9 protein-coding genes are annotated in these 8,515 nt (G+C 58.1%); all 9 read right to left on the bottom strand.

What is annotated here, in order from left to right; translation table 11 throughout:
• Window positions 1–103: 103 nt before the first annotated feature.
• On the bottom strand, window positions 104–1,627 hold the full coding sequence (locus VEZ52_RS09485) for an NADH-quinone oxidoreductase subunit M (protein WP_324836591.1): 1,524 nt from the start codon (window positions 1,625–1,627) through the stop codon (window positions 104–106).
• Window positions 1,628–1,652: 25 nt separating this feature from the next.
• Window positions 1,653–3,443 (bottom strand): Na(+)/H(+) antiporter subunit D, encoded by a 1,791-nt coding sequence (locus VEZ52_RS09480; protein ID WP_324836590.1) that lies wholly within the window; start codon window positions 3,441–3,443, stop codon window positions 1,653–1,655.
• Window positions 3,436–3,681: a hypothetical protein gene (locus VEZ52_RS09475; protein ID WP_215647596.1), complete on the bottom strand. Its 246-nt coding sequence runs from the start codon at window positions 3,679–3,681 to the stop codon at window positions 3,436–3,438. The genes VEZ52_RS09480 and VEZ52_RS09475 overlap by 8 nt, the downstream gene beginning before the upstream one ends.
• Before the next feature lie 2 nt (window positions 3,682–3,683).
• A complete protein-coding gene (locus VEZ52_RS09470) occupies window positions 3,684–5,177 on the bottom strand; it encodes a monovalent cation/H+ antiporter subunit D family protein (protein WP_324836589.1) in 1,494 nt (497 codons plus the stop codon).
• Window positions 5,178–5,189: 12 nt separating this feature from the next.
• Window positions 5,190–5,516 carry an NADH-quinone oxidoreductase subunit NuoK gene (gene nuoK, locus VEZ52_RS09465; RefSeq protein ID WP_192111823.1) on the bottom strand — a complete coding sequence of 109 codons (327 nt, stop codon included), beginning with the start codon at window positions 5,514–5,516 and terminating at the stop codon, window positions 5,190–5,192.
• A complete protein-coding gene (locus VEZ52_RS09460; RefSeq protein WP_324836588.1) occupies window positions 5,516–6,040 on the bottom strand; it encodes an NADH-quinone oxidoreductase subunit J in 525 nt (174 codons plus the stop codon). Before VEZ52_RS09460 ends, nuoK begins: the two co-directional genes overlap by 1 nt.
• The gene (locus tag VEZ52_RS09455) at window positions 6,040–6,480 is read right to left on the bottom strand and encodes an NADH-quinone oxidoreductase subunit I (RefSeq protein ID WP_324836587.1); all 441 of its coding nucleotides are present in this window, start codon (window positions 6,478–6,480) and stop codon (window positions 6,040–6,042) included. The genes VEZ52_RS09460 and VEZ52_RS09455 overlap by 1 nt, the downstream gene beginning before the upstream one ends.
• Before the next feature lies 1 nt (window position 6,481).
• Complete coding sequence (nuoH, locus tag VEZ52_RS09450) at window positions 6,482–7,474, bottom strand: NADH-quinone oxidoreductase subunit NuoH (protein WP_324836586.1); 993 nt, start codon at window positions 7,472–7,474, stop codon at window positions 6,482–6,484.
• Between the two features lie 11 nt (window positions 7,475–7,485).
• On the bottom strand, window positions 7,486–8,515 hold a 1,030-nt coding region (locus VEZ52_RS09445), incomplete at its 5' end, for an NADH-quinone oxidoreductase subunit D (RefSeq protein ID WP_324836585.1).

Here is an 8,515-nt window from a genome sequence, read left to right as displayed (position 1 = left end):
CAGAGTCATGCAAAATGCCAGCAGACACCCTGCAAGAAGAACCAGTTCCGGTGCAAAAAGATGTGCGTTCATGCGTAGGCCTTATGTCTGTGCTTGGGGTTCATCAACGCGCAATAAGTTCAGCAAGGGCCAGTGCGCTCGGGGCATGGTAGCCGGTCTGCGCCAGCAAATGGTCAAGGCTGGGCCTCATGACGCGCAAAAACGGTTCCGGGGCCAGCCCAATCCAGAAAACAAACGCCAGCAACGGGGCCAGAGTGACGGCCTCGCGCCAGCCAAGATCATACATGCGCGACTGGTCGGGGTTGTTGGTGCCGCCCCAGATCACCCGCTGCAACATGCGCAGCATATAGGCCGCCGCCAGTACTGCGCCGGGGATGGCGCAGACCGCCACGATCTTGTTGTTGAAAAAAGCCCCGGCAAGAATAAGGAACTCGCCCACAAAACTGTTTGTGCCGGGAAAGGCCAGCGACGACAGCGAAAAAAACGTCAGATACGTCACATAGATGGGCATGAACTTGCCAAGCCCTGCGGCGTCCGAAAGCTCGCGGCTGTGCGAACGCTCGTACACCATACCCACGCAGAGGAACAAAGCCCCTGTGGTGATGCCGTGGTTGATCATCTGGAGCAGCGCGCCCTCAAGCCCGCGCTGGTTCAGGGCAAAGATGCCCAAAGTCACAAAACCCATGTGCCCCACGCTTGAGTAGGCAATGAGCTTCTTCATGTCCTGCTGCGCGAGGGCGGTAAGACCGCCGTAAAGGATTCCCGCTACCGAGAGCCACTGCAAGGCGGGCAACAGCCCGATAGCCGCGCCGGGCGTGATGGGCAGGCAAAAACGCAAGAAGCCGTACGTGCCCATTTTCAGCAGCACAGAGGCCAGAATCACCGAGCCGGCGGTCGGTGCTTCCACATGGGCTGCAGGCAGCCAGGTGTGGAAGGGAAACATGGGAACCTTGATGGCAAAAGCGATGAAAAAGGCCAGAAATACCAGCAGCTGGAAGCGTTCGGAATACTGCTGCCCCATGAGCGCGGGGATACTGAACGTACCCTGATTGATGTACAGGGCCACAATGGCCACCAGCAGAAATACCGAACCCGCCAACGTGTACAAAAAGAACTTGATGGAGGCGTAGCTTTTGCGCGGCCCGCCCCACACGGCGATGAGCAGATACATGGGAATAAGCATGGCTTCCCACAGCACGTAGAACAGTACCAGATCCAGCGCCATGAACACGCCGAGCATGGATGTTTCCATCACCAGCAGGCAGATCATGAACTCCTTTACGCGTTTCTGGATGTACTTCCACGACCCCAGCACGCACAGCGGCATGATGAGCGTTGTCATCATCACCAGCAGCAGCGAAATGCCGTCCACGCCAAGGGTGTAGTTGACGTTAAAGCTGGCAATCCACGGGTGGTGCTCCGCAAACTGGTACAGGGCGGATGTGGGGTTGAACCGCGTAAACAGCGGCAGTGAAATGACGGCGTTTGCCAGAGTGACCAGCAGCGTCCACACCCGCACCCCGTTTTCCCCCGGCAGCAGAGGCACAATGGCAGCCCCTGCCAGGGGCAGAAAAACAAGGATGCTGAGGATGGGATACCCCAAGGTGTTCATGCTCAGAAAATCCATTGTGGCGATCTCCTTTCACCCCGGCTCAAACGAGAGCCAGCAGCGTGAGCACCAGGGCCACCACTGCGGCCATGGAAATGATGTTTATTTGCAGGCTGCCGCTCTGCACGTGCCGCAGCACGCCGCCAAGAGCGCGCACACTGCGGGCCGTGCCGTCAACCACCGTATCAATGCATTGCCAGTCAAACCATGACCAAAAGCGCGCCGTACGCATGAGCGGCACTATGCCCTGCCGGTTCCAGGCCTCGCCCACGGTATTGTCCACAGACTGCACGGGCTTGCGCGCAAACCAGTAGAACAGCCTGCCGCCCATGCGGTAAAACCAGTCCAGATCCAGACTGATGGTGGGTTCTGGCGTGAGCTTTTTGAGCAGCAAAAAGAATCCGAGGGCCGTAAACAACAGTATCTGCAAGGTTTCAGAAATATGCGCCGCGCTGTAGGGGTGGTACTGCGCCGCCACATCGGGGAAGGGAAGCATGTCGTACAGGTACGGCGTGTAGCAGCCGATGAAGATGCACAAAAACGCCGCCACGGCCATGGCCGCCTGCATGTTGAGCGGCGGATCGCCCGCGCGCTCCCATGTTTCCTTGGAGCAGTTGTTTTTGCCGAACCAGATGAAGTACGGAACCTTCAGGCCCGTGTGCAGGAAGGTACCCGCAGAGGCCAGGGTGAGCAAAAATCCCGCCCAGTAGTTGTGCGCCTCAAATCCGGCGGCAACGATCATGGCCTTGGTCACAAAGCCGCTGAACAGCGGAAAGGCCGAAATGGAAAGTCCGCCCACCAGGGTGAACACAAAGGTTTTGGGCATCTTTTTGTACAGTCCGCCCAACTGGGTGAACTTGCTCACGCCCGTCATGTGCAACACCGAGCCGCAGCCCATGAACAGCAGTCCCTTGTAAAGAATGTGGGCAAAAGCGTGAGCGCAGGCGCCGTTGATGGCCAGCGGCGTACCGATGCCCACGGCTGCCACCATGTACCCCACCTGACTGATGATGTGGTAGGCCAGCAGGCGGCGGGCGTCGTTTTCAAGCACGGCGTACACAACGCCGTACAGGGCCATGCACACGCCAAGCGGCACCAGAATTTCCATGCCCGCAAAGCTGCGCGCCAACACATACACGGCGGTTTTGGTGGTAAAGGCGCACATGAACACCGCGCCTGTCACCGTGGCTTCGCCGTAGGCATCGGGCAGCCATGCATGCAGAGGCGGCACAGCCGCGTTGAGGATAAATCCGGCCATGATCAGGTAGGTGTAGAGCTGCGGATCAGCCACGCCGATGGGGCCGAAGGTCAGATCGCCCGTGGCCCGGTAGCGCAGCACAAGCCCTGCCAGCAACAGCAGACCGCCCGCAGTGTGCACCAGCAGGTAACGGTAGCCAGATGCCAGCGATTCCTTGCGCCGCCTGAACCACACCAGAAATACGGAGGAGAAGGCCATCAGCTCCCAAAAAAGGAAGAGCGTCAGGTAATCCCCGCAAAAGATGACGCCCAGCGATCCCGCCACATATGTCCAGGCGACGGAATGCTGCGCGGCTTCTTCCACATGCAGGCCGTAGATGGAGCCGATCACGCACATGAGGGTCATGATGTAGGCAAAAACCATACTAAGCGCATCGACCTTGCCGAATATGAGTTGCCATTTCATGAAGGGCAGCACGCCATATTCGCCATTGTGCCCCTGCATGAGCAGCACGGCGCAAAAGGCCAGCACCGGCACAAGCACAATACAGATCCGGCGCACGGCCTTGGGCAGCAGCGGCAGAATTACCGCGCCCAGCAACAGAACTGCGGAGGGGTGAATCCATGGCTCAGTCATCGTAATAATCCTCGCGGGTCATAATGCCCAAATGGCCGAACCACTTGGAAACGATGATAATCACAACGCAGGCGACAAAGCCGAACGCGGCCCAGAATCCGGGTATGCGTTCCACAAAGGTGTGCACATGCTCTTTTGAAACAAACAGGGCGTCCCACACCACCAGAGCCGCCAGCACCACCAGACACACACGGATGGTGGCCTTGAGCCGGGCGCGGAAAAATTCGATGATGTTCACTATCATCCTGTCACCACCTTCACGAAGGACATGATGGCATCGGGGTAAATGCCGATGAACACGGAAACGCCAGCCGCTATGAGAATGGGCACAACCATGCTCAGCGGAGCTTCACGAATGCCCGTTTCTTCACCTTCCGGCCTTTTGCCGAAAAATGCCTTGTAGGTCACAGGCGCAAAGTAGGCCACGTTCAGGAGCGTACTTGCCAGCAGCACCAGCAATATGCCCATAGAATGCGTGGGCATTTCCATGGCGCCCACCAGCAGCTTCCACTTTGTCACAAAGCCTGCCACGGGCGGCGCGCCAATCATGGAAAGCGAGGCCACGGCAAAAGCCGCAAAGGTAAAGGGCATGGAGCGCCCAAGGCCGCTCATCTCAGAAATGCACTTTTTGTGCGTTGCCACATAGATCGCGCCCGCGCAGAAAAAGAGCGTTATCTTTGCGAATGCATGGTTGGCGATGTGCACTATGCCGCCCTGTATGCCGTCTACAGTCAGGAGCGCCACGCCAAGCACGATGTAGGAGAGTTGACTTACCGTGGAGTAGGCCAGCCGCGCCTTGAGGTTGTCCTTGGTCAGGGCAATGATGGAAGCCGCAAGAATGGTAAATGATACAAAGTAGGCCGTGGGCACGCCAAGGTTCAGATTTTTCATCAGGTCGGTGCCAAACACAAAGAGCATGACGCGCGTGGTGCAGAACACGCCCACCTTGACCACCGCCACCGCATGCAGCAGGGCCGAAACAGGCGTGGGAGCCACCATAGCGCCCGGCAGCCAGTGGTGGAACGGCATGATGCCGTTCTTGGCAAAACCCAGAATGCAGCAAACGTACAGCACGGTTGCCAGCGCATCGCTGGCCCCGGCGGACAAAATGCCCGTGTGGCTGTTGTGGGCAAAGTCCAGATTGCCCGTGAGCACGTAGATGACGATCATGGCTGGCAGCACCAGCCCTTTTGCCGTGGTGGTCAGGTACACAATATACTTGCGCGCGCCGTCGTAGCCCTCAGCATCCTGATGGTGGGCCACAAGGGGGTAGGTGCACACGCTCACCACTTCATAGAACAGATAGAGCGTAAACAGGTTGTCGGCAAAGGCCACGCCCATTGCCCCAAAAAGCGTCAGGGCAAAACAGGCGCTGAAGCGCGTCTGGGCATGCTCGTTCAAGCCGCGCATGTACCCTGCCGCGTAAAAAACGGTGATAATCCATAAAAACGAGCCAACCAGCGCAAACACCATGGAAAAAGCATCCGCCCGAAAGCTCACCGAAAGCCCCGGTAGTATGGGAAAAAGCGTAAGGTGCAGCGTGTGGCCGTGCCCCATGGGCGCAGGTGCAACATCGCCGATCATGGAGGCGATGATGCAGAACATGACCACCGCCGTTACAAACGAAACTGTTTCGCGCACGTTGGGCCGACGCCCCGTCAGCATTATCAGGCATGCGCCGATCAACGCTGTAAGTATGGCGGCCAGGGGTCTGACGGATTCAACAATATCCATATGCTGTTCCCCTTAACCTTTGAGGTCTGACGGAGCGTCCGTTTCAACAGATCGGTACAGCCGGTACACCGCAATGATGATGGAAAGCACAATGACCGCTTCCGCCGCTGCGATGGCCATGACAAACAGAGCCGCGATCTGCCCGGTTGCCGTGTCTGGCGCGCAAAACCGCCCAAAGGCCATAAAGTTGACCGATGCCCCACAGAGGATAAGCTCGGACGCAATGAGCATGCCTATGAAGGTACGGCGCATGGCCATGCCAAACAGCCCCAGGCCGAACAAGGCCGCGCCGATGACCAGATAGGTTTCAAGAGACTGACTCAAGCTTGCGTAGTGCATCACTTGTCCCTCCCGTGGCGGGCCAGTGCGAGCGCCCCCACCATGGCTACCACCAGAACCACGGAAATAAGTTCAAAGCTCATGGAATACGTGCTCAGCAAGGCCTGCCCGATGCGCTCGATGGTTCCCTCAATCTGGGCCGGAGGCGTCTCCGGCCAGGGAGCCACGATGGATTGCACCACAAGCGCCGCTGTGATGGCGCAACTGGCCGCAGCGCCCAGAAACAGGCTCAGCTTGTTGCGGCGCGGGGCGCGGTTTGCGTCCGACGTTTCAGCCAGCATGATGGCGAATGTAATGGTGACGCACAGCGCGCCCACGTACACAAGCATCTGCATAAAGGCCACAAAGGGGCTGGAAAGGTAGTAATAAAGCCCCGCAACGCCAGTGAAGCACAGGGCAAGCCCGGCCACGCGGCGTATGAGCGTGCGCGCCGAAACAGCCAGCACCGCGCCGCAGAACGTCACCAGCACAAAGAACCAGAAAATGCCCTCGGCCAGCGTTTGCATAGTTTCATGACTGGACATCAGGGACGCTCCTTGAGCCGCCGTACAAGGTCAAAGTGGTACTCCGCCTCGTCAAACCCGGCCAAATTGTAGTCATGAGAAAACGTCAGCGCGTCTGTGGGGCACGATTCCACGCACAGGCCGCACAGGCTGCACTTGGTAAAGTTCAGTTTGTAACTCGTGAGGGTCTTCTTTTTGGCCCCGTCCAGCTTTTCGCCCGCAAGCTCTATGCAGCCCGAGGGGCAGGCCTTCTGGCACGAGCCGCACACAATGCATCTGTCCGTGCCGGTTTCCGGGTCGTACACCAGGTCGATATGGCCCCTGTAGCGCGGCGGAATGGGCAGCACCTCGCGCGGGTAGGATGATGTAACCACCGGCTTGAAAAAATAGCGCAGCGTTATGCCCATGCCCACAAAAAGGCTCCACCCGCCTGAAAAGATATTTTTAAAATATGCGTTCATACTACAGCACCTTGAGCAACGCGCTGGTAATGATGAGGTTGACGAGCGCAATGGGGATAAGCACCTTCCACGAGAGGTTCAGCAGGCCGTAGAAGGTCGTGCGCGGAAACGTCCAGCGTACCCAGATTACGGTAAAAATGACCCCGTAAAGCTTGATGGCAAACCAGTGCGCCCCCGGCCAAAGCCCCAGCGGGCAATCCCACCCGCCAAGAAACAGCAGGGTCAACAGGCTGGCGCCCACCACCACGTTGGCGTACTCGCCCATAAAGTACACGCCAAAGCCCATGCCGGAATACTCCGTAAAAGCGCCTGCGATCAGCTCGCTTTCGGCCTCGGCCATGTCAAAGGGAGCGCGGTTTGTCTCCGCCAGCATGCAGATGAAAAAGATGATGAATGAAACCGGCATGAGCGGACTTGCCGAAAGGCGAAACACATTCCAGTGCCAGAATCCGCCCGATTGCGTACCCACAATTTCGCTGAGGTTGAGGGTGCCCATAACCATAACAAGGCTCACTACAACCAGCAGCATGGGTATTTCGTAGGCCACGTTTTGCGAGACCACGCGCGCGGCGGAGATAACCGCGTATTTGTTGCGCGAACCCCACGCGCCAAGCAGCAAGCCCAGCACGTTTACCGAGGCAAAGGCATAGATTGCCAACAGCCCCAGGTTAAGGTTACGCGCCACCAGCCCTTCGGTGTAGGGAATGGTCACAAAACTCATGAAGGCCGGGGTCATGACCAGCACAGGCCCAAGGCAGAACAGCACGCCGTCGGCATCCTTGGGAATGAACACCTGTTTGGTCATGAGCTTGAAGCCGTCAGCCAGCGGCTGCAACAGGCCATAGGGGCCAACTTCCTTGGGCCCTATGCGCCGCTGTATATGCCCTGCCACCTTGCGCTCAACCCATACCAGATAGGCCGCGTTTAGCGCCACAAAGACAAGGAATCCTACAAGATACCCCAGAAGACGCAGCATTTCGGAATAAAACGTCATGGCTGTGTTCCTTAGCGGTCAATATCCGGAATCACCAGGTCAAGGCTGCCGAGCAGCGCCAGGGCATCGGGCAGCAGCATTCCCCTGCCCGCCTCGCCAAAAACAAGCAGGTTTGAAAAACAGGGGGTGCGCCACTTGAGCCGCCAGGGGGTGCCGCTGCCATCGCTGACGGCGCGGATGCCCAAAAGACCGCGCGCAGTTTCCACAGCGTGGTAATAGTCGCCCTTGGGCGGTTTGATGGTTTTGGGAACCTTGGCCGCCATAACCGGGCCTTTGGGCAGATAGTCGAGGGCCTGCTCGAGAATGCGCAGGCTCTGCTCAATTTCGTCCATGCGCACCTTGTAGCGGGCCATGGAATCACCCTCGGTGTACACGGGCACGTCAAAGGTAAAGCGGTCATAAACGCCGTATGGCTCGTGCTTGCGCACGTCATAGGCAATGCCGGCACCGCGCGCCACAGGCCCCGTTGCGCCGTATTTGCGGCACATCTCGGCAGGCACAAAACCCACATCCACAAGACGTTGCTGGATAATGAGGTTTTTGGAAACAAGGGAATGGTACATGGGCAGGCGCTTGCGCATACGCGCGATAAAGGCCCGCGTGCCTCTTACAAAGTCATCGTCAACATCGTTGTACACGCCGCCAAAGCGGAAGTAGCAGTACGTGAGGCGCGACCCGGTAACGGATTCCAGCAGATCCAGAATCTGCTCGCGGTCGTCAAAGGCGTACAAAAGCGGCGAAAACCCGCCAAGATCAAGCACAAAAGCCCCAAACCAGAGCAGATGGCTTGAAACGCGGTTCAGCTCATTGGTTATGACGCGGATGAACTCGGCGCGTTCCGGCACTTCAATGGAAGCAGCGCGCTCGACCAGACAGGCATAGCCGTGGTTGTAGGCCAGAGCATGCAGGTAATCCATGCGGCCCGTATTGGGCATAAACTGCGCCCAGGTGCGGTTTTCGGCCATTTTTTCGTGCATGCGGTGGATGTAGCCAAGCACAGGCTCGGCCTCCACTATATACTCGCCGTCCATGACCATCTTG

Origin of the sequence: Desulfovibrio sp., assembly GCF_035644575.1 — a bacterium.
GTDB lineage: Bacteria > Desulfobacterota > Desulfovibrionia > Desulfovibrionales > Desulfovibrionaceae > Desulfovibrio.
This window is presented reverse-complemented; position numbering and strand designations above follow the sequence as displayed.